The organism is Sphaerisporangium sp. NPDC005289, assembly GCF_040607455.1.
GTDB classification, from domain to species: Bacteria; Actinomycetota; Actinomycetes; order Streptosporangiales; family Streptosporangiaceae; genus Sphaerisporangium; species Sphaerisporangium rhizosphaerae.
In genome coordinates, this window is the sequence record NZ_JBEXGS010000009.1 from 270,503 (window position 1) to 292,927 (window position 22,425).

Consider the following 22,425-nt stretch of genomic DNA (forward strand, 5'->3'; position numbering starts at 1 on the left):
CCATTTTATCCGGTCACGAAGCGCCCGCAGGTATGGCGCGGCGCCGCCCGGGCGGTGATGATCGGAACGGGGAGGGTGCGGCGGCGTCCGATCGGAGGGGAACGTGCCGGGCGCGCGGCGTCCTTCCGCAGTCGGAAAACCGTCCGGTAAGCCCGCCGGCCGTCGCGACATGGCGCGTCCGGCCGTCGCGATGTCGCGCGAAGGAGAACCCTCATGAGCCCCCGGCCAACGACGGACCGATCACGGCGACCCGAGGATTCCGAAGGACGCACGCGATGGGCGACGATCGCCGTCGTCTACCTCGCCGGGGTGGTCACGGCGATGAGCCTGGGCAAGTTCGCCTCGGTCGGGCCGGCGGTGGCGGCCCAGCTCGGGCTGTCGCTGCCGCAGCTCGGCTGGGTGATCTCGGCCGTCGTGGGCGTGGGGGCCGTCGCCGGCCTGCCCGCCGGATACCTGGTCCGCCGCCTGGGCGCCGAGAGGTCGCTGGTCGGCGGCCTGGCGCTCGTCGCGGTGGCGGGCGCGGCGAACGTGGCGGCGGGCGACTTCGCCTGGTTGCTGGCCGCCCGGGGCGTCGAAGGCATCGGGTACATCCTGGTCACCGTCGCCTGCCCGGCACTGATCCTGCGGCTGGCCCACGAGCGGGACCGCGGCGTCGTCCTGTCCATCTGGGCGACGTTCGTCCCGGTGGGCATCGGGGTGAGCACACTGGCCGGAGGCGCGATCGGCTCCGCCCTGGGCTGGCGCGGCTGGATCGGGCTGATCGCCGGGCTGACCCTCCTCGCCGCGCCGGCCGTCTGGCTGCGCCTGCCGCGCGGGGCGGAGCGGCGCGCGGCGTCCGGGCCCGTCCCCGGGGCGAGGGCGCTGGCGCGACCGGTCGCCCTGGCGGGGGCCTTCTGCCTGATCGTGCTGGTGACCATGCCGGTGGTCGTGCTCCTGCCCACGCTGCTGATCCAGCAGTACGGGCGCTCGGCCGCCGCCGCCGGCGCCATGACCTCGGTGATCTCGATGCTCGGTGTGGCCGGCGGGCTGGCGGTGGGCGTGCTGCTGCGCCGGGGCACGCCTGTCGGCGTCCTGGCGCTGACCGGGCTACTGGTGGTACCGGCCGCCTGGCTCATCTACGGCGGCGGCAGTTCGCCGGCCGGCGCGCTGGCCGGCGCGGGAGGCGTCTCGGTGCTGAACGGGCTGCTGGGCGCGCTCGCCATCGCGGCACTCCCTCTCACGCTGGAGCGTCTGGACCACGCCGACGTCGGCAACGGCGTGATGGCCCAGGCGGGCAGCCTCGGATCGCTGCTCGGCCCCCCGTTGTTCGGCCTGGTGGCCACCGGGTTCGGGTACCCGGCCCTGGTGCCGGTCATCGCCGTCGGGGTGGTCGTCTCGGTCGGCTCGTTGCTGCTGCTCAGCGTCCGGAAGTCACCCCGGCCCGTGCCGGCCGCCGACTGAGCCCCCGTGCCGGCCGGTGCCCCGGGTACCGCCCTCGGGCCCGTGGCGCCGCGGGGTCAGGGTGAGGGCGCGCGGCGCCTCGCGGGCCGGGAACGGGAGGACGAGCGGCGCCGCGCCCGGGGTGACGGTGCCCAGGACGCGGGCGGCGCGCGCTCCGGTGCCCGCGGGGACCGATCCCGGCAGGCCGTGCGCGGTGTGCCAGCCGATGAGGGCGAAGGCGATCGCCTCCTTGCCGTCGGCGGGGGCGCCGTAGGCGTCGCTCAGCCGGACGGTCACGCCGGGGAGCGCGCGGCGCAGGCCGTCCATGAGCACGGGGTTGCGGCAACCGCCGCCCGAGACGACGAGCAGGCCGGCGCCGCTCGCGGCCACCTCCCGGACGACCGTGCGGACGGTGAGCTCGGTGAGGGTCGCCACGAGGTCGGCCGAACCCGGCCGGGCGCCCGCCCTGGCCATCGCCTCTTCGACGTGGCCCAGGTGGAACAGTTCCTTGCCAGTGCTCTTGGGGAGGGGCAGCCGGTAGTACGGGTGGTCGAGCAGGACCGCCAGAAGGCCCTCGTCGACCGTGCCGGAGGCGGCGACGCGCCCGTCCTCGTCGAAGCCGCGCTCGTTCAGCCCCCGGTTCACCACGACCGCGTCGATCAGCGCGTTCGCCGGGCCGATGTCGTAGGCGGCGACGTCGCCGGGGCCGCGCACCACCGTCAGGTTCGCGATGCCGCCCAGGTTGAGCGCGGCGGCCGTGCCGCGATGCCCGGCCAGCAGCAGGACGTCGAGCAGGCACACGAGCGGGGCGCCCTGCCCGCCGGCCGCGACGTCGCGGGAGCGCACGTCGGATAGGACGGGCGTGCCCGTGCGCTCGGCGATCCACGCGGGCTGGCCGATCTGCAGGGTGCCGAGAGCGTGCGCGCCCTCGACCCAGTGGAACACGGTCTGCCCGTGGGAGACGACCAGGTCGACCGGCCCTGCCCGTCCGATCGCCTCGGCGGCGGCCCCGGCGAAGCTCTGGCCGATGAGGGTGTCCAGCGCGCACACCTCGGCCAAGGTGGTCGCCGCCGGGGGCAGCGCGTTCATCAGCCGGGCGCGCAACCGGTCCGGGTAGGGCGTGGCGGTGGTGAGCTCGACGACTCCGCTGAGCGTGCCGCCGTCGTAGGCCGGGTCGAAGTCGACCAGCGCCACGTCGATCCCGTCGTGGGAGGTGCCGGAGATCATGCCCAGAACCCTCACGGCGCCCCCTCCGAGTACGACTCCGGGCCGGCCACCGCCCCGCGTGAGCCGGAGCGACGGCGGCGCGACCCCGGAGAACGGCGGTGAGGCCCGCCCCTGTTCCGGGCGAAGACGCCCTTCCCCTGACAGGTAGTACCCGCAACGCCTGACCCGACCCGGGCGGAAGGCGTCGGGTGAAGGGTCCACGTCCCGTTCGCGTCGCGGGCGCCGCGGGTCTCAGCGGCGCGATCCCGCGAACCAGTCGGCCCGATCCCCCGCCATGCCCACCGGCACTTCTTGACCAGCGGTTATTTTGGGGCGACGTCACCACACCGTAAGAATCTCCGGGCCGCGCCTGCCTTAGCGTCGGCCCATGGAGATCGACGTGGTGCTGCCATGCCTGGACGAGGAGGCCGCCCTCCCCTGGGTGCTGGAGCGCATGCCGGCCGGCTGCCGGCCCATCGTGGTGGACAACGGCTCGACGGACGGCTCGGTGAAGGTCGCCGCCGGGTTCGGGGCACAGGTGGTCGTCGAGCCGCGGCGCGGGTTCGGCGCCGCCTGCCATGCCGGGCTGCTGGCCGCGACCGGCGACATCGTCGCCTTCATGGACGCCGACGCCTCCCTCGATCCGCGGCAACTGCCGCGCGTCACCGAGCCGGTAGCGGCCGGGGACGCCGACCTGATGCTCGGCCGGCGGATCACCCGCTCGGCCGGGGCCTGGCCGCCGCACGCGCGGGCCGCCAACGCCCTGCTGGCCCGCCGGCTGCGCCGCCGCACCGGGGCCGGGGTGCACGACCTCGGCCCGATGCGCGCGGCCCGCCGCGACGCGCTGCTCGCCCTGGGGCTGAGCGACCGCAGGTTCGGCTACCCGCTGGAGATGGTGCTGCGCGCCGCCGCGGCCGGCTGGCGGATCGCCGAGGCCGAGGTGGACTACCTCCCGCGCGCGGGACGCTCCAAGGTGACGGGCACGGTGCGCGGGACGGTGCGCGCCATCGGCGACATGCGGCGGGTCATGCGGGAGAACGCGTGACCCAGGTCCTGGTCATCGCCAAGGAACCGCTGCCGGGCCGGGTCAAGACCCGGCTCTGCCCGCCGTGCACGGCCGAGCAGGCCGCCCGGCTTGCGGCCGCCGCCCTGGAGGACACCCTGCGCACGGTGGCGGCGACCCGGACGCCGCGCCGGGTGCTCGCCCTGCAGGGGATGCCGGGCCCCTGGCTGCCCCATGGGTTCACGGTCATCCCGCAACGCGGGGCCGGGCTGGACGAGCGGCTGGCGGCGGCCTTCACCGACGCCGGCCGGCCGCACGCGATGCCCACCGTCCTGGTCGGCATGGACACCCCGCAGCTCACCGCACCCCTGCTGGAGGCCGCCCGCGCCGCGCTGGCCTCGCACGACGCGGTGTACGGGCCCGCCGCGGACGGCGGGTTCTGGCTGCTCGGCCTGCGCCGCCCGGACCCGGCGCTGGTGCTCGGCGTGCCCATGTCGCAGCCCCACACCGGAGCGGCCCAGCTACGGCGCCTGCGCCAGGCCGGGCTGAGCCTGGCCGTGCTGCCCGAACTGCGCGACGTCGACACCTTCGCCGACGCCTGCGACGTCGCGGCGTCGGCGCCCGGCACCCGGTTCGCCGCGACGCTGGCCACCGTGCGCGAAGCCCTCGGCCACCAGGTGGCGCCGGCCGCGTCCCCGGGGTCGTCCCGCGACCGGCGGAGTGTTCGTCAGCGCGACGTGCGGGACGGACGTCCGGTTCGCGGCCACTGAGCCGAACATCGTCCCCGCCGTCTCCGCGAATCGGAGACCGTCTGCACCGTCTTCACCGGGCGAGATCGTCCCCACCGTATGGACTGAGCCGGGGACGGCCCGCTCTCAGTGCGTCCGCCGGCGCCGGAAGGGCCGCGCCCGTCCGGTTCGCCGGGCTCGCAGCCGGGCCGCGGCCATCGCCGCCGCTGCGGCGACCGCGACCGCGGCCAGCACGAGGAGCAGGTTGCGCCCGTAGTCCAGCGGGAGCAGCGACGGGTTGTCGGCCCTGCGGCCGATGCCCAGCACCATCGGCAACGCGAGCAGGCCGAGCACGCCGGCCACGGCCAGCGCGGCGCGCACCCAGAACCGGTACGGCTCGCGCACCGCCCCGGTCAGCACGGCGACCGCCGCGACCAGCGGCGCCAGGACGCCGTCGTGCGCGGCGACCAGCCCGCCGAACCACAGGGCCCAGCCGAGGGGGTCGGTGTGGTGGGCGTCCGCCGCGAGACCCGCCAGCCCGACGACGACCAGCGCGCCGCCGGCGCCGTACCCCGCCCACCGCCACCGGCCCGAGCCGGCGCGCGAAGCGTCGTCCCGCCCGTGCACGGCGCCGGCGGAGGCGCCGTCGGGCCCTGTCATCGCGGCGAGGGAGGAGTCGCCCGGTTCGGTGCGGGCGTCGGGAGAGGTGCCGTCCGGCCGGTTCATGTGACCACCACCTCGGTGACCCACTTGGTCTGCAGCACGCCGGGCCGGTTCGGCGCGATGAGACGCAGGGGGAAGCCGTGGTCGGGGGCGAGCGGGGCGCCGTTGAGGCGCAGGGCCAGCAAGGTGAGCGGGTCGCCCCAGTGCGGCGAGCGCACCTCGCTGGACCGGTAGGCCCCGCCGCGCTCCAGCGACTCGACCGTGACCACGGCGTCCGGGGCCGCACCCGCCCGGGCGAGCAGGTCGCGCAGGCGGATCCCGGCCCACTCCGCCTCCGCGCTCCAGCCCTCCACGCACGAGATCGGCAACCGGGCGGTGTGCTGCGGCCACCGCAACAGGTCGGCGTAGGTGAGGGACAGGGGAGTGCGCACCGCCCCGGTGACCGTGAGCCGGTATCCCGCGTCCGCGGCGACCGCGCTCACCCCGGCCGCGGCCGCGGTCTTGTTCACCGGGACGCCCTGCGGGCCGATGCGCGGGCCGCGCGGCGCGAGCACGGCCCACCGGGCGAGGGGCGGGTAGGTCTCGCCCACCGTGACCAGGACGGTGACGCCCGAGGCCGCCGCCACCGTGGCGAGGAACCGCCGCCGGGCCATGTCGCCTGGTCCGACCGGTTCCCGCGTCCAGAACCGGGCGCGGACCTTGGCCCACTCGTTCACCACGTGGATGACCAGCGCGCCGTAGACCAGGTAGGCCGTCCAGTAGTGCGCCGCGGTGAAGGAGAACGGCCACAGGTACGCGTAAGAGATGTTCAGCAGCCCGGTGACGAGCTGGAACAGCGATCCGCCCACCAGCGCGAGCACCAGCGCGCGTTCCACGGCCTGCGGCGCCGACCGGAAGGGCGGCCACTGGAACAGCCGCGGGTAGACCGTCCACAGCTTGGCCAGCAGCAACGGGATGGTCGCCAGCCCGCCGATGACGTGCGCTCCCTGCGTGACCCGGTACAGGTTCACCGGCCGGGACGGCCACAGCAGCCAGGCCGGCGGATGCTGCATGAAGTGGCTCACCAGCCCGGTGACGAAGGCCACCGTGAAGCTCAGGCCGAGCCACACGCCGAGCTGAGCGGCCGTCCGCTCGGAGTGCAGCCCGCTGCTGAAGCGCCCGGACACGCCGCGCACGAATTCCTCCGCCCGGCGCTCCAGGCTTTTCCCGTCACTACGGCGAACCATCGTCCCGCCTCGCTCCGGTGTTCTCGCGCGCCCGCATTCCGGCGTCGGCCATTTCCACCGGCCGGCCGCGCGCGCCGCACTGTTCGATCACTTCTGCGACCTTACAGCGGAAGGCATTCACCGATTCTTACGAACCTGTGACGCGATCGGGGGCCTTGACCAGCTTGTGAGCCGCTGACCTGGACTTCGGCGCCGGCACGGACATGAAGCGGCCTCTCGGGAGGCAACGGCCGAAATGGCGGGCCGGTCGTGGGATAACGGCTTCTGAATACGCTCGCGCCGGCGATCGAGAGGTCGATTCACCGCATGGTGGAATTTCGTCGCCAAGGGGAGATACGGAGCACGCTGTGCCCGCGAAAGGAATCGGCCCGGCAGAGGGTCAGCCGTGCCGCCGGGAGGGCGTCAGGGCCGCCGCGGCGGACGCGCACCATCGGCGGACCTTCCGCCCGTGCCGGCGCCACCACGTCCAGGCCCACAGGCCCTGGACGCCGGCCAGCACCGCCACCACCGCCACCGCGTCCACGACGGCCGGCGCCTCGCCGCCGTTGACCAGCGTGCCGATCGCGGGCCCCGCGATGGCGGCGAGCGCGGGGAGCATGAGCGTCGCGACCACGGTCAGGCAGGCCGCCGTGCCCACCACCAGCAGCACCGTGTAGAGGCGCACCGCGACGCGCTCGCGTCGCGGGAAGCCCGCGAGCGGGTTCGCCCCACCCCTTCTCGCCAGGCGGCCGATCAGGAACCTCCCGTACGCCACGCCGTCGCCGTACAGGTTGCGGCACCCGGCGAGGTCCTGGGCGACGAAGTAGAGGTCGGTCCGCATGAACACCAGGAACTGGAAGCTCAGCGCGTCGATCTGGGTCAGGACGACGATGGCGACAATGGTGTGCGGGCCGCCCTTGCCCGGCCAGACGGCGAGCACCGTCAGCCCGGCCGCCATGACGGCCGCGTCCAGCGCCATGCCGGCGAGGTAGGCGCTCATCCGGACGCGCCTGTCCTCGCCCCAGACCCCCGACACGTCGGTCTGCACGACGAGGAACTGCAGGCGCGAGCCGAGGGTGATCCGCCCGGGCACCCCGGCCGCCCGCGCCGTGCCGAGATGGGCGAGCTCGTGCAGCAGCACCAGTCCCCAGGTGATGGCGACCTGGGTGAGCAGCGAGACGGTGCCGAACCGGCTCCAGGCCATGATGCCGGGACTCGGCATGACCTCCGGCCGGACGGCCAGGACCACCAACCCGCACAGGACCACCAACCCCACCCCGGCGTGGACGGCCGGACTCAGCGTCCACCGGACGTGGCGCGGCTGCAGCCAGGGGAGCGAGGGCCTTCGCCGCCCGGTGTCCGCGACCGGCCGGCCGTCCATGCCCGCCACGAACCCCAGGTCGGTCAGCGCCGCGCAGAAGTCGGCCACGTCGACTCTCGTCCCGGTCTCGGCGGTGACCCGCGCCGCGACCTCGTCGACCGTCCGGCCCTCGGCCAGCAGGTCGATCACCGTCCGGCCGATGTCGGGAAAGGACGCGAACGTGCCGGTCTCGACCCGCCCGATGATCCAGCCGGAACCGTCGCGACGCGTTCTGAGCCGGTGGAGCCGTACGCGGGAGGCTCCCGTCACCGCGTGCATACGGCACACCCCGGCTCGCCGTGCGGGAACTCGCCGAAGATCGGCTGCTCCGGGGCGACGAGGTTGGTGCCCTGGATGTAGCAGGCCGTGACCGGCGGGACCTCGGTGATGAGCCGGATGACCCCATGGGCGACCATGTGGCCGCACATCCCGGCCGAGGTGGCGATCACGCCGGGACCGCCGAGGTGGACGGGACGGCCCGCGGCCCCTGGAGGGCCGTGACCGGGGCCCGCGCGCCTGCGGTCCTCGATGCGCTGCATGCACTCGTAGCAGGCTCCGCGGCCGGGGGCGAAGACGCCCGTGGTCACCAGCGGTCCGCTGTAGCCGCCGCCCACCCAGGGGATCCCCGCGGCGAAACAGGCCCGGCCGGCCCACACGCGGATGCCGTCCTCTCCTTTGGGCTCGTCGGCGCACATGGCCAGCACGTCGAACCCCGGCAGCAGGGCCGCGAGATCCTGCTCGCTCCGGACGCGCAGGACGGCGCCCGACACCTCGATGTCGGAGTTCAGCCTGCTCAGCCGCTCGACGGCGGCCTCCACCTTGGGACGGCCGATGTCGGCCTCGGTGAACAGGAGCTGGCGGTTGAGATTGGCCAACTCGACCCGGTCGTCGTCGACCAGGCGCAGCACCCCCGCCCCGGAGGCCGCGAGGGCCTGCGCCGCGCAGGCGCCCACGCCGCCGACGCCGATCACCAGGACGCGCGAGCGGCGCAGCCGGAGCTGGGCGTCCCAGCCGTGCTCCCGCGGGGTGAGGTCCGCCCAGCGGAAGAACGCCTGACCGCGGCCGTACCGGTCGCGCTCGCGCGGAGTCAGTTCGGGCGCCTCCGCCGTTCCCGCGTCCTCGATGTGGCCGGAACCGAGGAGCTGGGCGACGATCGACTCCGCGTCGCGCCGGGTCAGCCCGGGGAAGCCGGCCAGGAGCAGGGCGGTGACATCGGCGCAGGTACGCGTGCCGTTCATCGCCTCGAGGGCGGTCCACACCCAGCCGTTCGGGTCCTTGATCTCGTGGGCCAGCCCGTAGACGTCGCCGCCGATGCGGACCAGGCCGCCGCCGAGACGGTAGGGCGCGTGCTCGGGCTTCACTCTCGGCAACCGCAACGCGGCCTCCCCGGTGAAGGCGTGGACGCCGAGGGGGGCGCGGAGCCGCGGTCGGGCGCGTGCGAGGCCCGGTCGCGGCTCCGCCGGTAGGGGCCGGTCAGGACCCGGAGGGGTTGCTGAGGCGTTCGGTGGTCTCGAGGCGGTCCAGCCTGCGGATCTCGATCTTCACGGCGTCGGTGGAGCAGGGGTCCTCTGCGGCCTTGTTCTCGTGGTTCTCGTCGAAGTCTCTGATGTCGCTCACGAGTTGCCTCTTCTCGTCGACACGCTCGGCTGACTTGCCGACTTGCTGACTCTTTGACCTGATCGACGGCCGTCCGACCGCCCCTCAGAATAGATCGCCGGCAATCAGAGCGATAGATCCTTTCTTGTCGAGGTTTCACAATATGGCGGACCGGCACAAATTTCGGCCGCATTCCGGTCCCGCCGTAATTCGGAAAACGTCACGGGTTCTGAGAACGCGGGCGCCGCCGGGAAAGTCAGGGCGTTCCGAGCGGGGCGGGCGCCGCCTCCGCGGAAATGCGCTCCGCGCCGGCCGGGGGCAGGTCGCTGTTGAAGCGCGGCATTCCGCGCAGGAAGAGGGTGGCGAGCGGCACGGCGAACGCGGCCAGCGCGCTCAGCCCCAGCAGCGTCGACCGGCCGACCGCCGCGCTCGCCGGGCCGGTCACCATGAGGCCGAGGGGCGTCATCATCGAGGAGACCAGCCAGTCGACGGAGGTAACCCTGGCCAGGCGTTCCGGCGGGATCTCCCGCTGGAGGTTCACCGCCCACTGCACGCCGTAGATCTCCAGCCCCACACCGGCGGCGATGTAGCACGCGTACAGCAGCAGCGGCGACGCCGGCCAGGTCAGCGCGAGCGGCACGGCGCCGTACATGGCGACCCCGCAGATCGCGGCCACCCCGGGCCGGCTCGGTCTCCACCTCATGCTGATCAGCCCGCCCACCAGGCCGCCGACCGACAGCAGGGCGAGGGCGGCTCCGTAGACGGCGTCGCCGCCGAAGGCCTCGCGGGAGACCAGGGGCAGCATGACCTGCGCCGGAGCGATGGCGAGCATGTGCTGGAACGCCATGGCGAGGGTGCCTCCCAGGACCCACGGCCGTCGCGACACCTCCGACAGGCCGTCGGCGATCTCCCGGACGGCCGAGGACCGCCGCGCCGGCGCGACGGCCGGTTCGCGCAGCGGCAGCTGGAGGAGCAGGGCGAGCAGGTAGGCCGTCATCACGGCGAGAAACCCGATGCCGGGAGACCAGGCGGTAACGATGTACGCGCCGAGGCCGGGTCCGACGATGGCCCCGAGCCGCCAGGAGACCGCCATCAGCGCCGCCGCCGCCGGGCGCTGCGCGGGGGTGAGCACCGACGACAGGCATGCCTGGTAGGCGGGCCGGTGGAACGCCTCCGCCGCCCCGACGAGGAAGACCAGGGACGCCAGCAGCCACGGAGGGCCGCCGCCGTGCAGTCCCACGGCGACCACGCAGCACTGGAAGGCCAGCGAGGCCATCATGACCGTCCGGCGCGGCAGCCGGTCCGCCCACAGCCCGCCCAGGAGGGAGAACACGATCAGCGCGACCCACCGGCCGGTGAAGATCGCGCCGACGGTCGAGGCGGTGCCCCCCGCGTTGAGGGCCACGATGGTCACTGTGACCGGGAAGATCTGGTCGGCCGCCACCGACATGGTGAAGCTCAGCCACAGCAGACGGAACTCCCGATTTCTCGTCACAGAACCATCTACGGGACGAGTAGGACGATTTACTTTCCCCACACGAGTGCGCATGCCACGAAATCAACCTCGATGAGTCAGAACCCGCAAGGGAGGTTGTTTCGGCTTTCTCCGGCGGCTCGCCTCATTCTTGCGCACCTTTCCGCGTTCCGGCCATGCCAGGCGGCGCCGTCGCCGGGTCCCGGCCACGACCGCGATACCGGTCGCCGGACACGGATTGCCTCGGTCGCGGGAACCGGCCTCAGACGGCCGTCAACCGGCCGCCGACCGGCCGCCAGCCGGCCGTCACGCGGCCGTCAACCGGTCATCGACCGGCGATCACCCGGCCTGGTGGCCGGACACGCGTTCGCGCACCCGGCGGTGCGCGATGGCCGCGATCAGTGTCAGCGCGGCGCACCCCAGGCCGGTGACCAGCAGGGGAAGCAGCGCGAGCGCCCGGTGGGGGGCGGCCGGCCGGCGCGACAGGGTCAGCGTGCCGGTCGCGGTCCGGCTGACCCGGCCGCTCTGCACGGTGAGCCGGTACTTCCACCGTCCGTCGGGCACGCCGCGACCGAGCGGCACGGTGACCTCCGCCTCCTCGCCGGGGGCCAGGGTCGTGCCCCGGGCGATGGGATACGGACCGGCCTCCTTCAGTCGGTCGGGGCCCTCCAACAGGTACAGCCGGCCCTGCACGTCGATGGCACGATGTCCGGTATTGGTCACGGTCGCCACGACCCGGTAGTCGCCGTCCGCCCCGAGGCGGGGGTGTACCTGGCCGATCTCGAAATCCGTGGCCGGTTCGCCGCCCGGGCCCACGTGCAGGTAGGCGCGGACGCCCACCAGGTTGACCAGGGCGATGTTGGTCCCCGGTCCGGGTTTGGGCGAGGCGACCCTCGCCCAGATCACGGCGTACCGCTCTCCCTCGCTCGCCCAGGCCGGCACGGCGATGGTCGCCCTCACCAGCGCGCTGCCACCAGGGTGCAGGTCGAGCTTGGTCCGGTTCAGGCGGATCCAGGAGGTCAGCTCGTTGCCCGCCGGGGGCGGCGCGAAGGTGAAGCGATGGTTCCTGATGGCCGCACCGCCGGCGTGCAGCGTGATGTTCCGGGTCTTCGCCGAGAAGTTGAAGACCTTCAGGGCCCTTGTGAAGGTGGTTCCGGGGTTGACGTGGTCGTCGATGTAGACGCGCGCACGCGGGTCGTCCAGCCGGCTGGCCGGGATCTCGGCCACCCCGATGCCGATCCGCCCGCCCGGGGCGGGTGGATCGGCGGTCGTGGCGCCGGCGTGCGCGGCGATCGGCGCGCAGGCCGCGAAGATGAGCATGAGCAGCGACGCGCGGGCGCGCCGGGACAGCTGATCAGGCAACGAGGTGGCTCACCGTGCCCGTGTAGGTGCCGGCCACGGCCTGGGCGGGGATGCTGACGATCACGGTGGGGTTCCAGGTGGCGGAGTTGCTGCCCGAGCCGGTGGTCTTGCTGAACGCGGTGCGCGGCTGGTCCAGCGTCACCGCCGCCGCGGCGCTCTCCTGGCCGGGGACGAACGTTCCGGTGCCGGTCGTGGCGGTGGCGGGCCCCGACCACGGCCAGCACTCCTGAGCCGCCGGACCGCCTCCGGCCACCTCCGGCCCGGGCGTGGCACTCCCCGTCCCCCCAGCCCACATCCGAGCCGCCTCCGGCCCGGGCATGGTACGCCGCGTCCACCCGGCCCACATCGGAGCCGCCGCCCGTCCGGGCCTGGCACTCTCCGTCCACCCAGCCCACCTCCGAGCCGTCCCCGCCGCCCCCGTCCATCCCTCCGCTCCCGTCGTTCGCCGGGCCGCCGGTCCAGCCGTCTCGCGGGCCGTCGTCCGCGCCGTCCGACGCGCCCTTCGCCGCGCCGTCCGACGAGCCGTTCGCCACGTCGTCCGACGAGCCGTTCAGGGGGCCGCTCGTCGAGCCGTCGCCGGAGCAGGCGACCGAGCCGCCGCGAGAGGTCCCGCTCTCAGAGCCGCCACCCCGCCGGCCCCGGCCCCGTGCCGGCAGGGCGGAGACCGGGGACGCCGGCTCGCGTCCGGCGCGCCGGCAGGGAAGGGCGGCGCTGGCGAACACCTTGACGATCACCGTGCCCGCACGGCGAACCTCGGGGCCGGTAACCTCGACGGCACCATCAGCTCAAGCCTCGGCACGGTCACCGTGGAGGACTCCCGCACCGGGTCGGCCTCCTGGACCGCGACGGTCTCGGCCACCGACTTCACCACCGGCGCCGGAACGGCGTCACAGACCATCTCGAAAGGCAACATCGCCTACTGGTCCGGACCGACCACCGCCTCCTCCGGCGCCGGCACCCGGACTCCTGGACAACCCACCGCGGCCCAGCGCGTCCCGCTGTCGTCGCCGGTGGTCGCCTTCAAGGGCACCAAATCGCCGTTGGCGGCCACCACCAGCTGGCAGCCGACGCTGGTGGTGACCATCCCCGTCTCGGTCCAGACGGGCGTCTACACCGGCGTCATCACCCACGCGGTCGCCTGATCGCGACTTTCTCCGCCGGAGCCGCATTCTCTTTCTCTATTGGCGGACTCCTGACCGGCCACGAACAAACGCGCCGGAGGCGGGGCCCCGGCGCCGGGAGATAGTTGCACCGGCTGGGCCGAACCGCGGTGGCAATTCACCCGGACGGCTCGTGACGGAGCGTTCGACGCCCACTGCCGGTGAGATCCGCGCATCGAGCATGACGCCATGGCACCGAGAGCATTCGAGCCGCCGAATAAATCAGTGCACTCACATGTTCCGCGGAAGGAATGTCATGCCTCGCAGCCCCAGATCGCTGGGATATCAGCTCATGGTCATGGCGCTGATCCTGGCGGCCCACATGCCGGCCGCCGCGTCCACCGCACCGCCGCACCGGCCTTCGCCCCCGCGTCCGTGGGTGAAGCTCTGCCTGAAGCTCAAGCTGCAGCCCCGTCACAAGCACATCCGCTGCTCCATCCCGCCCAAGCCCCGAGAGCGGCGGGGCGCGAGCGCGGAGCGATCCGCGCTGACGCCGACCATCAACGAGATCTCCATCCCGACGAGCCCGGCCACCCCCGTCGGCATCGCCTCCGGGCCGGACGGCAACGTGTGGTTCACCGAGAACGCCGGCAACAAGATCGGCAAGGTCACCACGGCGGGCGTGTTCACCGAGTACTCCCTGCCCACCAGTGTCGCCGGGCCGCTACAGCTCACCGTCGCCTCCGACGACAATCTCTGGGTCACCGAGGACTACGTCGACAAGCTCGCCGTCGTCACTCCCTGACCCGGTGGTCCCGGCGGCCGCCGCCCCCGGCGCCGCGGCCGCCGGCCGTTCCGTCTTCTCTCGGCCTGCCGTCCTGTGGTCCTGTGGTCCTGTCCCTGCCGTCCTGCCGTACGAGAGTTGTCCACAGTTTCCACAGACTCGTACACAGGTTCGAATATGATCTCCAGGGAGTGGGGGTTCACTCGTCGGCCAGGACGGCCTGGGCCTGATCCTCGCCCCCGACAAGGCCGCGCAGCCGGTCGTTGGCGTCCTCGATCGCGCTCAGCACGATCTCGCGCTGCTCGCCGCTCGCCTCCCCCAGCGTCTGCTCGGCCAGCTCCGTCCACACGCGTTCGATGGCGGGCACCAGCTCGTGGCCGGCCTCGGTGACCACGATGCGCACCTGGCGGCGATCGGTGGGCACCGGCTCACGACGGAACCACCCGCCCGACTCCAGGCGGGCCAGGCTGCGAGTGGCGGTCGGCGGCTCGATGCCGAGCCGTGCCGCCAGTTCGGAGATCGTCATGCCGTCACGTTCCTGGACCAGCAGCCACAGCAGCACGTCCTGCCCCGGGTGCAGCCCGAGCGCCGCCAGCTTGCGCGCCTTCGCGGCGCGGTAGAGCTTGCTCATCTTGTTCAGCGCCCGGTTGACGCGCATGACCTCACTGCTGTCCATGCCCCCATCCTATCGATGTATAGTCGGCTAATAGATAGCCGACTAACTACTAGGGAGCAGCCATGGATCTCGGGCTCAACGGTCGCGTCGTGCTGGTCACCGGGGCGTCCGGCGCCATCGGCGCCGCGATCGCCACGACGTACGCGCAGGAGGGCGCTCTGGTCGCCGCGGGCTGGCACGGCAACGAGGACAACGCGCGCGCCGTGGTCGAGTCGATCACCCAGGCGGGCGGGAAGGCGATCGCGGTGCGCATCGACCAGCGCGACCGCGACTCGGCCCGGGCGGTGACCGACCAGGTCGAACGCGAACTCGGCGACATCGCGGTCCTGGTGGCGAACGCCGTCGCCTGGCCGCCGATGGCGCCCGACACCTGGGACATCCTCAGCGAGGGCCTGATCGCGAACGTGACCGGGACGATGGCCCTGGTCGACGCCGTCCTTCCCCGCATGCGGGATACCGGGTGGGGACGGCTGGTGCTGATCTCCTCCGACGTGGTCGAGCAGCCGATGCCGGCGGCCGTGACCTATCCCGCGGTCAAGGGGGCGATCGAGACGGCCGCGAAGGTGCTCGCCGCCCGCGAGGCACGGCACGGCGTCCTCACCAACGTCGTCCGGCCCGGCTTCACCCTGACCGACCGGGCGCTGAACTGGCCCGGCATGGGACGGCAGGCCGTCGACGCCGAGGGGGCGAAAACACCGACAGGACGCATCTGCACCCCCGAGGACGTCGCGAGCGCGGTCGCCTACCTGGGCTCAGCCGCCAACGGCCACATCAACGGCGAAACCCTCTCCATAGCCGGTGGCCGACAACTGACCCGCTGACCCGCTCACCCCACACCTCGAGCAGTGGTCAATACCTGTGGGTCGGTTTGGGTGTCGCCGAGTCAGTGAAGTTGTCCGGTCTGGTGTAGGTGATCGAAGATGATCTGGTCGACCGGGGACACGCGGTCGCGGTCGGCGTAGCTCAGCCAGGTGATTTCTTCGATCTCGCTGCTGGGCGTCGGTACTCCGTGATGGTCGGCGGTGTAGCAGGTCATCTGGACGGTGATGCCCTCGGCGTGGCCGTGTGCTTGGGCGTGGTAGGTGCCCACGTGGGTGGCGGTGGCGGGGATGATGGTGATGGAGAGTTCCTCGTCGATCTCGCGAATGAGGGTGTCGAGGTCGGTTTCGCCGGGTTCGCGTTTGCCGCCGGGGATGTAGTAGGCGTTCTTGCCTCGTGACCGGGTGCTGAGGATCTTGCCGTTGTCCAGGTGGATCCAGGCGATCTTGTCGATGGTGTTGTTCACCGTGTGCTCCTGTGGTCGGGGCAGAGGGGTGGGTCAGGCGGCCAGGTCGTCGGGGCGTTCGAGGAGTTTCCCATTGGTGAAGACCGCTCCGGCGCGGGCGAGGGCGTCCAGGTGGGGTGCGTTGACCGCGCGCCCGCGGGCTTGGGCGGATTCGATCAGCTTGAGGGCCATGGCCAGCCCGGCAGCGCGGGAACCCGGCCCTTTGGTGACCTTGATCCGATGCCGGACCGTGGCGAAGGTCGAATCGACAGCCCACCACGCGCGGCCCCCACCCCCAACACCTCCACCGGCCGCAACTCCGCCACCCCGGACGCCTTCACCCCGCACAGCTCCACACCCAACACCCCCACCCCGCACAGCTCCACACCCAACACCCCCACCCAGCGCACCTCCACACCCAGCGCAGCTCCACCCAGCGCACCTCCACACCCAGCGCAGCTCCACCCAGCGCAGCTCCACACCCAACACCCCCACCCAGCGCAGCTCCCACCCCGGTATGTGCTGGATGTAATCGGCGCCGGGTCGGCGAGTCGCAGTACGGCGATGCCGGCGCCGACTACGGCGCCCGACCCGGTGAACGTTCCTGTACAGCACACCAGCCATTCCCTGGCGCCCTCGGCACCCCGGCCGACCGGGCGAATGCCGGCGCCACAGTCACCGTGTTTGAATCGCGCCATGGACCTCGATCGCGCGCAGGCGTTCGCCGACGCCTGGGTGGCCGACTGGAACTCCCACGACCTCGACCGCATCATGACGCGCTACGCCGACGACGTGGTGTTCCGCTCCCCCTTGGCGGTCCGGCTCGTCGAGGGTTCGCACGGCGTCATCCGCGGCAGCGCGGCGCTGCGGGCGTACTGGGCGGAGGGCTTGCGGCGCAACCCCGGGCTGCGCTTCGACCTGCTCGGGGTCTACGCCGGCGTCGACTGCGTCGTCATCAACTTCCGCCACCAGGACGGGCGACGGTCCTGCGAAGTCCTCGTCCTGGACGGCGACCTCGTCGTCTCAGGATGGGGCACACACGCCCCGCCCCCGGCCCGTGCCGCCGAGCGCTCACCACCACCGGCCGCGCCGGACTGCCCCGCTCCCCGTGACACCGGGCCCGCACCGCCACCGGCCACACGGTCCACCCGGCTCCCCGTGCCGACGGGCCCACACCGCCACACGGTCCGCCCGGCTCTCCGTGCCGACGGGCCCGCACCGCCACCGGCCGGCTGAGCCCGACCGCCATTGGGAATCCGAAGCGGGCCGCCACGGTGTCCCGGCGTCGGACAGGACTTCTTACGGTGTGCGAACGGCTTAGGATCGCCGACGCCGCAGCAGGCGGGCTTCGGCCTACGCTCGGCCGGGTGAGGGTACTCGTGACCGGTTCGGCCGGGTTCATCGGAAGTCATGTCGTCGAGGCGCTGACGGAGTCCGGGCACGACGTGGCGGGTCTCGACCTGCGCAGCGGGCAGGACGTGCGCGACGACGCCGTCCTCGACCGCCTGCTCCCCGGGGTGGAGGCGGTGGTCCACCAGGCGGCCAAGGTCGGGCTCGGCGTGGACGTCGCCGACCTGCCCGACTACACCTCGGTCAACGCCTACGGCACCGCCGTCCTGCTGGCGGCCATGGCCAGGCATGACGTGCGCCGCCTGGTGCTGGCCTCCTCGATGGTCGTCTACGGAGAGGGCGCCTACGACTGCCCGCGGCACGGGCGGGTCCGACCGGGCCCGCGCCTCGCCGGCGACCTGGCCCGAGGGCTGTTCGAACCGCGCTGCCCTGGGTGCGACTCCCCGGTGACCTCCGCGACGATCGGCGAGGACGCCCCGCTCGACCCGCGCAACGCCTACGCCACCACCAAGCTCGCCCAGGAGCACCTGGCAGCCAACTGGGCCCGCGAGACCGGCGGCACGGCGGTCGCCCTGCGCTACCACAACGTGTACGGGCCGCGGATGCCCAGGGACACCCCCTACTCCGGCGTCGCGGCGATCTTCCGCTCCGCCCTGGAAGCGGGTCGCGCGCCGAAGGTGTTCGAGGACGGCCGGCAACGGCGCGACTTCGTGCACGTCCGGGACGTCGCCCGGGCGAACCTCGCCGCCCTGGCCGGTGGCACGCCGGGATCGGTGACGGCGTACAACGTCGCCAGCGGCGAGCCCCACACAATCGGCGAGATGGCCACCGCGCTCGCCGCCGCGCGGGGCGGCCCCGAGCCGGTCGTCACCGGCGACCACCGACTCGGCGATGTCCGCCACATCGTCGCCTCCCCCGACCGAGCCACCAAAGAACTCGGTTTCCAAGCAGCCATCGCCTTCCCCGAAGGCATGAAGGAATTCGCCAACGCCCCCCTCGCCTGATCAGTCACTACCTCCAACCGAGTCATGACGCCGCCCGCCGGGTAACCGCGCGCCGGTCCCGACGAGCGTGCATCCATGTGACCCATGCAGGCAGCTGCGATCTACTGCCGGATCGGCCAGGACCGTGCGAGAGATCTCCTACCGGAGCCTGCTGAGCCAGGCGGTCGAGTGATCACAGGTGCCAGCCGAGCAAGTTCCAGTGCCGGCAGAACCAGAGGAGGGCGAGCAGTCCCGCCAGCACGACCACCTGGTGGCCGCGGGCCAGGACGCCCGCGCGCCGCCAGGCCCTCACTGTGGCGGCGATCGCGGCGACGGTGAGTGCGAGGACCAGCAGCGGCAGCACCAGGAGGACCTGAACGTTGGTGGGCACGCCGTACAGGATGCTCGTGTCGCCGGTCAGGACCAGCGTGAACAGCACCACGAACACCAGTCCGACCGCGGCGGCGAGCCCGGTCAGGACACGCCCGGCGCGCCAGACACGCGGAACGGGACGCTTCTTGACCCGGCGGACCACAGCGGCCACCGGCAGGCCTAGCACGGCGGTCAGGGCGGTGACGGCGAACAGCAGGACGATGACGACATTGACCGGCGGGGTGTCCCACCAGGGGACGCGTTGGTAGGCGGGGCCGTCCGTGGCCACGTACGCGACACCGCTCCCGCCGGTCACCAGCGCCAGCCGCTGCGTGCCGCCGTTCTGCTGATACAGCCCGGGCCCCAGCGGGCTCCACGTCGAGCCCCTGAAGCTGAGCTTCCCGCCCTCCACCCGCAGCGAGGTGGAATCGGTCAGGGCGACCACCTTCTCGATGCTGGACTCGGCGGACCGGTGAGCTTGTAGAAGCCTTCAACAGGCATGACGGAAGCACCGCCGTCGGGCACGGCGCGCTTTCCGGGCAGGAAGCGGTCGAAGAAGGCAGGAATGATCCTGGTAAAGGCGTCGGCCCCGCCCAGACCGTTCGTGGACACGAACAGGCCGAGGTCGGCGTCGGGCACCAGCAGCAACGCGCTCTGGAAGCCCTCCCAGCCGCCGTCGTGCATGATCACGCGATGCCCGTTGAGCGTCTGCTCCTTGAACCCGTGGGCGTACCCGTCGATGCGCGGATCGGCCGCGAACGTCCGCCGGTGCATGAGCCGGGCCGTCGGCCCGTCGAGGATGCACTGGTCGTCGAAGCGTCCTTCCCGCAGGTGGGCGATCATGAAGTGGGCCATGTCGTTCGCGGTGGCACTGATCGACCCGTCGGGGGCGAGGTTGTCGAAGACGAACGGCTTGCGCCGATACGCCCCGCCCTCGTAGTCGTAGCTGCGCGCCAGATCAGTGGCCAAGGGGGCGGGGACGGGCTCGGCGGCCGTGCTGTGCCGCATCGCGAGCGGGTCGAGGATGTGGTCGCGCACGTACTGGTCGTACGGCTGCCCGCTCACCCGCGACACGATGTATCCGGCCAGCGCCGCCCCATAGTTCGAGTACGCCGACACCTCGCCGGGCGGGCGCACCCGCGCGGGCATGTTGTCGGCGAGATGGTTCCCCAAGGGCGGCACGTCGTCCTCGCTCCGCGCCCCCACGCCGATCGTGCGGTCCTCGAACCCGGCCGTGTGGTCCATCAGGTCCTGCAGCGTGATCGGCCGGGGGTAGGTCGCGGGGATACGGAACGCGGTGAGGTAGCGGTTCACGTCCGCCTTCAGGTCCAGCTTGCCCTGTTCAACCTGCTGCATCACCGCGGTCCAGGTGAACAGCTTGGTGATCGAGGCGATCCGGACCATTGAGGTGCCCGGGTCAAAGGGCCTGCGGTTCTCGACGTCGGCCAGTCCGTACCCCTTGCTGAAGAGCATCTTCCCACCGCCCACCACCGAGACGACCGCACCCGGCACGTGGCCGGCCGACAGCCCGTCCGTCATCGCGGCGTCGAAGAAATCTGCCAGAGCACGTTCCTCCGGAATGTCGATGGCTGCCGCGGCGGAACGCGGCACGAGGATCACCAGCGCCGCGCACACCGCGACGAGCAGCGAACGGAAGACATACACGGGACGGCTCCTGACCTTGTCGAGGCCATCCACGATGCGGCCGGCGAGAGTGCGGCCGCATCGCCATCGCGGCCACAGGCGCCTGCGACAAAAGTCGGAGACCGGCCGGCGTCCGGCACCGACCCCGGTCTGAGGTGGCGCGCCGCCGCCCTGGCTACGCTGGACCGATGCTGTCGTACCGCGCGGCGCTGCGGCGGATGGCCGCGCTCGGGCCATACGCGATCAGCGCGGCCTCCGTGGCGCTCTGCCTGTTCCTCACCGTCCTGGCGGTCAAGACGCCGTGGGCGCCGCTGCCGCGACCCGTCATCGCCGCCGCCGGGCTGGCAGGCACGGGTGCGGTCTGGTTCCGAAGCCGGTGGCCGGTCGCGGTGGCCGTCGTCGGGGCGGGCGCGTACGCGCTGTCGGGCAATCCGGGGCCGTTGCTGATCAGCCTGTTCTCCGGCGCGGGCACGCGTTTCCTGGCGCTGGCGGCGATCGGCATGGCGGGGTTCCTCGCCCACCAGTGGGTGGACGGCGGCCGGTTGGGCACGGACGCGCTGATCTCAGCGGTGACCGCCACCGGGGCCACGCTGGCGGCCGGAGCGTACGTCACCACCCGCCGCGAGCTGACCCGATCGCTGCGCGAGCGCGCCGAACGCGCCGAGACCGAGCAGCGTCTGCGTGGCGAGCAGGCGAGGTCCGCTGAACGCGGCCGGATCGCCCGGGAAATGCACGACGTGCTCGCGCATAAGATGACGCTCATCTCGCTGCACGCCGGCGGCCTGGAGGTGAACGCGAGCGCAGGGCCGGAGCGCGTCGAGCGGGAGGCGGCGCTGATCAGGCTCAGCGCGCAGGAGGCGCTCGAAGAGCTGCGCAAGATCCTCGGCGTGCTGCGCGCCGGGCCCGACGATGACGACGACGGCTTCCCCGACCTGCGGCGGCTGGTGGACTCCTGGGTATCGGCCGGCGGGACCGTCACCCTGCACGGCGATATCGGCACGTGGCCACCGGAAACGGCAAGGGCCGCGCATCGCCTCGTCCAGGAGGGCCTGACCAATGCGCACAAGCACGCCCACGGGGCCCCGGTCACGGTCACGGCGACCGGGAGCAGGGAAGCCGGCGTCACGATCGCGGTCGCCAACGGACGATCGCCCCAGCCGAGTCCGGAGACCGGCGCCGGAGTCGGTCTGGTGGGCCTGGCGGAGCGGTTCCGGCTGATCGGCGGAACGGTGCGCGGCGGGCCGGACGATGCGGGAGGCTGGCGTCTTGAGGGCCGACTGCCGTGGCACGCCGCGGACGCATCCCCAAGGGAATCACATGATCAGGACACTGCTGGTTGACGACGAGTCGCTGATCCGCGCGGGGCTGCGGTTCATCATCGAGTCCGCACCCGACGTGGAGGTCGTGGGCGAGGCCGAGGACGGCAACCAGGCCGTCGACGCGATCCGCCGACTCAGGCCCGACGTCGTCCTGATGGACGTCAGGATGCCGCGGTACGACGGCCTGGCAGCCACCGGTGCCATCCGCCGGCTCGCCCGGGCACCCGCGGTGATCATCCTCACCACGTTCGACAGCGACGAGCACATCCTCACCGCCCTGGAGGCGGGAGCCTGCGGGTTCCTCCTCAAGGACACCTCCCCGCACGACCTGATCCGGGCGATCCGTCTCGCGCACGGCGGCGACTCGATGCTGTCCCCGCGGGTCACTCGGCGGCTGATCCACCGGCTCACCACCGACCAGCCCATTCGACGCCGCCGTGACGCGCTCGCCCGGCTGGAGGCACTGACCGGCCGCGAGCGCGAGGTACTCACCGAGATCGGGCTCGGCCACTCCAACACCGAGATCGCAACCCGCCTGAACATGAGCGAGGCCACGGTTAAGAGTCACATCTCCCACCTGTTCGACAAGCTCGCCGTCACGAACCGCGTACAGGTGGCCATCGCCGCCTACCGCGCCGGCCTAGTCGACTGATTCTCGGCCCAGCCCTCGCGACCGGGACTGCACGAACAACAACGCCTCTGTCCCGTGATCAGTGGTGGCGCTCAGTGATCACCTGCCGGCCTGCGGCGTGCGCAAGAGCAACGACCTGGTCGGTGTGGTGTTCTCGAGGCTGTTCGACCTGGTCATCAAGGATGCGATGGACGAGAACGACCTCCATCGGGTCATGGCCGCACTCAGAATGAGTGAGGCCAACCAGCCAGGCCACCTCCGTGCCTACGAGCGTGTATCTATGTGA

Annotated in this window: 24 protein-coding genes and 1 pseudogene; 11 read left to right on the plus strand and 14 right to left on the minus strand. The window is 72.5% G+C overall.

The annotated features are described in order from the left end of the window. Positions 1 to 213 precede the first annotated feature (213 nt). A complete protein-coding gene (locus ABZT47_RS18455; protein WP_354842998.1) occupies positions 214 to 1,440 on the plus strand; it encodes an MFS transporter in 1,227 nt (408 codons plus the stop codon). On the opposite strand, the gene ABZT47_RS18460 is transcribed toward ABZT47_RS18455, so the two are convergent. Further along, the gene (locus ABZT47_RS18460; RefSeq protein WP_354843001.1) at positions 1,411 to 2,661 is read right to left on the minus strand and encodes an anhydro-N-acetylmuramic acid kinase; all 1,251 of its coding nucleotides are present in this window, start codon (positions 2,659 to 2,661) and stop codon (positions 1,411 to 1,413) included. The genes ABZT47_RS18455 and ABZT47_RS18460 overlap by 30 nt on opposite strands. Positions 2,662 to 3,013: 352 nt before the next feature. Between ABZT47_RS18460 and ABZT47_RS18465 the strand changes: the two genes are divergently transcribed. Both ABZT47_RS18465 and ABZT47_RS18470 read left to right on the plus strand, forming a co-directional pair. Then, on the plus strand, positions 3,014 to 3,670 hold the full coding sequence (locus ABZT47_RS18465) for a glycosyltransferase family 2 protein (RefSeq protein ID WP_354843004.1): 657 nt from the start codon (positions 3,014 to 3,016) through the stop codon (positions 3,668 to 3,670). Further along, positions 3,667 to 4,398 (plus strand): TIGR04282 family arsenosugar biosynthesis glycosyltransferase, encoded by a 732-nt coding sequence (locus ABZT47_RS18470; protein WP_354843007.1) that lies wholly within the window; start codon positions 3,667 to 3,669, stop codon positions 4,396 to 4,398. The genes ABZT47_RS18465 and ABZT47_RS18470 overlap by 4 nt, the downstream gene beginning before the upstream one ends. A gap of 105 nt (positions 4,399 to 4,503) precedes the next feature. Here ABZT47_RS18470 and ABZT47_RS18475 read toward each other — a convergent pair whose 3' ends face one another. The 8 genes from ABZT47_RS18475 to ABZT47_RS18510 form a co-directional block, all read right to left on the minus strand. Beyond that, positions 4,504 to 5,082, minus strand: a complete 579-nt coding sequence (locus ABZT47_RS18475; protein ID WP_354843010.1) for a hypothetical protein — start codon at positions 5,080 to 5,082, stop codon at positions 4,504 to 4,506. Next, positions 5,079 to 6,245, minus strand: coding sequence for a molybdopterin-dependent oxidoreductase (locus tag ABZT47_RS18480; RefSeq protein ID WP_354843013.1), 1,167 nt, complete (start codon positions 6,243 to 6,245; stop codon positions 5,079 to 5,081). Before ABZT47_RS18480 ends, ABZT47_RS18475 begins: the two co-directional genes overlap by 4 nt. A 379-nt stretch (positions 6,246 to 6,624) precedes the next feature. Further along, positions 6,625 to 7,863 carry a hypothetical protein gene (locus ABZT47_RS18485; protein ID WP_354843016.1) on the minus strand — a complete coding sequence of 413 codons (1,239 nt, stop codon included), beginning with the start codon at positions 7,861 to 7,863 and terminating at the stop codon, positions 6,625 to 6,627. Further along, positions 7,851 to 8,960 (minus strand): ThiF family adenylyltransferase, encoded by a 1,110-nt coding sequence (locus ABZT47_RS18490; protein ID WP_354843019.1) that lies wholly within the window; start codon positions 8,958 to 8,960, stop codon positions 7,851 to 7,853. The genes ABZT47_RS18485 and ABZT47_RS18490 overlap by 13 nt, the downstream gene beginning before the upstream one ends. Positions 8,961 to 9,057: 97 nt before the next feature. Beyond that, a complete protein-coding gene (locus ABZT47_RS18495; RefSeq protein WP_354843022.1) occupies positions 9,058 to 9,201 on the minus strand; it encodes a hypothetical protein in 144 nt (47 codons plus the stop codon). A 235-nt stretch (positions 9,202 to 9,436) separates the two neighbouring features. Beyond that, the gene (locus ABZT47_RS18500) at positions 9,437 to 10,675 is read right to left on the minus strand and encodes an MFS transporter (protein WP_354843025.1); all 1,239 of its coding nucleotides are present in this window, start codon (positions 10,673 to 10,675) and stop codon (positions 9,437 to 9,439) included. Positions 10,676 to 10,993: 318 nt separating this feature from the next. Beyond that, on the minus strand, positions 10,994 to 12,016 hold the full coding sequence (locus ABZT47_RS18505; protein WP_354843028.1) for a peptidase: 1,023 nt from the start codon (positions 12,014 to 12,016) through the stop codon (positions 10,994 to 10,996). Then, complete coding sequence (locus ABZT47_RS18510; RefSeq protein ID WP_354843031.1) at positions 12,009 to 12,311, minus strand: hypothetical protein; 303 nt, start codon at positions 12,309 to 12,311, stop codon at positions 12,009 to 12,011. The genes ABZT47_RS18505 and ABZT47_RS18510 overlap by 8 nt, the downstream gene beginning before the upstream one ends. A 511-nt stretch (positions 12,312 to 12,822) precedes the next feature. Here ABZT47_RS18510 and ABZT47_RS18515 point away from each other — a divergent pair. Both ABZT47_RS18515 and ABZT47_RS18520 read left to right on the plus strand, forming a co-directional pair. Next, positions 12,823 to 13,158 carry a hypothetical protein gene (locus ABZT47_RS18515; protein ID WP_354843034.1) on the plus strand — a complete coding sequence of 112 codons (336 nt, stop codon included), beginning with the start codon at positions 12,823 to 12,825 and terminating at the stop codon, positions 13,156 to 13,158. Positions 13,159 to 13,432: 274 nt separating this feature from the next. Further along, on the plus strand, positions 13,433 to 13,921 hold the full coding sequence (locus tag ABZT47_RS18520) for a hypothetical protein (protein WP_354843037.1): 489 nt from the start codon (positions 13,433 to 13,435) through the stop codon (positions 13,919 to 13,921). Between the two features lie 178 nt (positions 13,922 to 14,099). Here the strand turns inward: ABZT47_RS18520 and ABZT47_RS18525 are convergent, their stop codons facing one another. Next, entirely contained in the window at positions 14,100 to 14,576 is a 477-nt protein-coding gene (locus ABZT47_RS18525) for a MarR family transcriptional regulator (protein WP_354843040.1), read from the minus strand. A 62-nt stretch (positions 14,577 to 14,638) separates the two neighbouring features. Here ABZT47_RS18525 and ABZT47_RS18530 point away from each other — a divergent pair, with 62 nt between their 5' ends. After that, positions 14,639 to 15,397, plus strand: coding sequence for an SDR family NAD(P)-dependent oxidoreductase (locus ABZT47_RS18530; RefSeq protein ID WP_354843043.1), 759 nt, complete (start codon positions 14,639 to 14,641; stop codon positions 15,395 to 15,397). A 62-nt stretch (positions 15,398 to 15,459) separates the two neighbouring features. Here the strand turns inward: ABZT47_RS18530 and ABZT47_RS18535 are convergent, their stop codons facing one another. Then, entirely contained in the window at positions 15,460 to 15,861 is a 402-nt protein-coding gene (locus tag ABZT47_RS18535; protein ID WP_354843046.1) for an NUDIX domain-containing protein, read from the minus strand. Between the two features lie 33 nt (positions 15,862 to 15,894). After that, positions 15,895 to 16,110, minus strand: a pseudogene (locus tag ABZT47_RS18540) (IS256 family transposase); the annotation flags it as partial. A 426-nt stretch (positions 16,111 to 16,536) separates the two neighbouring features. On the opposite strand from ABZT47_RS18540, the gene ABZT47_RS18545 reads away from it, so the two are divergent. Together ABZT47_RS18545 and ABZT47_RS18550 are read left to right on the plus strand one after the other, a co-directional pair. Further along, positions 16,537 to 17,076, plus strand: a complete 540-nt coding sequence (locus tag ABZT47_RS18545; protein ID WP_354843049.1) for a nuclear transport factor 2 family protein — start codon at positions 16,537 to 16,539, stop codon at positions 17,074 to 17,076. 131 nt (positions 17,077 to 17,207) lie between these two features. Next, positions 17,208 to 18,194 (plus strand): NAD-dependent epimerase/dehydratase family protein, encoded by a 987-nt coding sequence (locus tag ABZT47_RS18550; protein ID WP_354843052.1) that lies wholly within the window; start codon positions 17,208 to 17,210, stop codon positions 18,192 to 18,194. A gap of 172 nt (positions 18,195 to 18,366) precedes the next feature. Here ABZT47_RS18550 and ABZT47_RS18555 read toward each other — a convergent pair whose 3' ends face one another. Together ABZT47_RS18555 and ABZT47_RS18560 are read right to left on the minus strand one after the other, a co-directional pair. Then, positions 18,367 to 18,990 (minus strand): hypothetical protein, encoded by a 624-nt coding sequence (locus ABZT47_RS18555; protein WP_354843055.1) that lies wholly within the window; start codon positions 18,988 to 18,990, stop codon positions 18,367 to 18,369. Next, positions 18,978 to 20,210, minus strand: a complete 1,233-nt coding sequence (locus ABZT47_RS18560) for a serine hydrolase domain-containing protein (RefSeq protein WP_354843058.1) — start codon at positions 20,208 to 20,210, stop codon at positions 18,978 to 18,980. Before ABZT47_RS18560 ends, ABZT47_RS18555 begins: the two co-directional genes overlap by 13 nt. A 167-nt stretch (positions 20,211 to 20,377) precedes the next feature. On the opposite strand from ABZT47_RS18560, the gene ABZT47_RS18565 reads away from it, so the two are divergent. The 3 genes from ABZT47_RS18565 to ABZT47_RS18575 all read left to right on the plus strand — a co-directional run bounded on the left by ABZT47_RS18565 (position 20,378) and on the right by ABZT47_RS18575 (position 22,425). Further along, entirely contained in the window at positions 20,378 to 21,529 is a 1,152-nt protein-coding gene (locus ABZT47_RS18565; protein WP_354843061.1) for a histidine kinase, read from the plus strand. Further along, positions 21,507 to 22,160: a response regulator transcription factor gene (locus ABZT47_RS18570; RefSeq protein WP_354843064.1), complete on the plus strand. Its 654-nt coding sequence runs from the start codon at positions 21,507 to 21,509 to the stop codon at positions 22,158 to 22,160. The genes ABZT47_RS18565 and ABZT47_RS18570 overlap by 23 nt, the downstream gene beginning before the upstream one ends. Before the next feature lie 64 nt (positions 22,161 to 22,224). Further along, entirely contained in the window at positions 22,225 to 22,425 is a 201-nt protein-coding gene (locus ABZT47_RS18575; protein WP_354843067.1) for a hypothetical protein, read from the plus strand.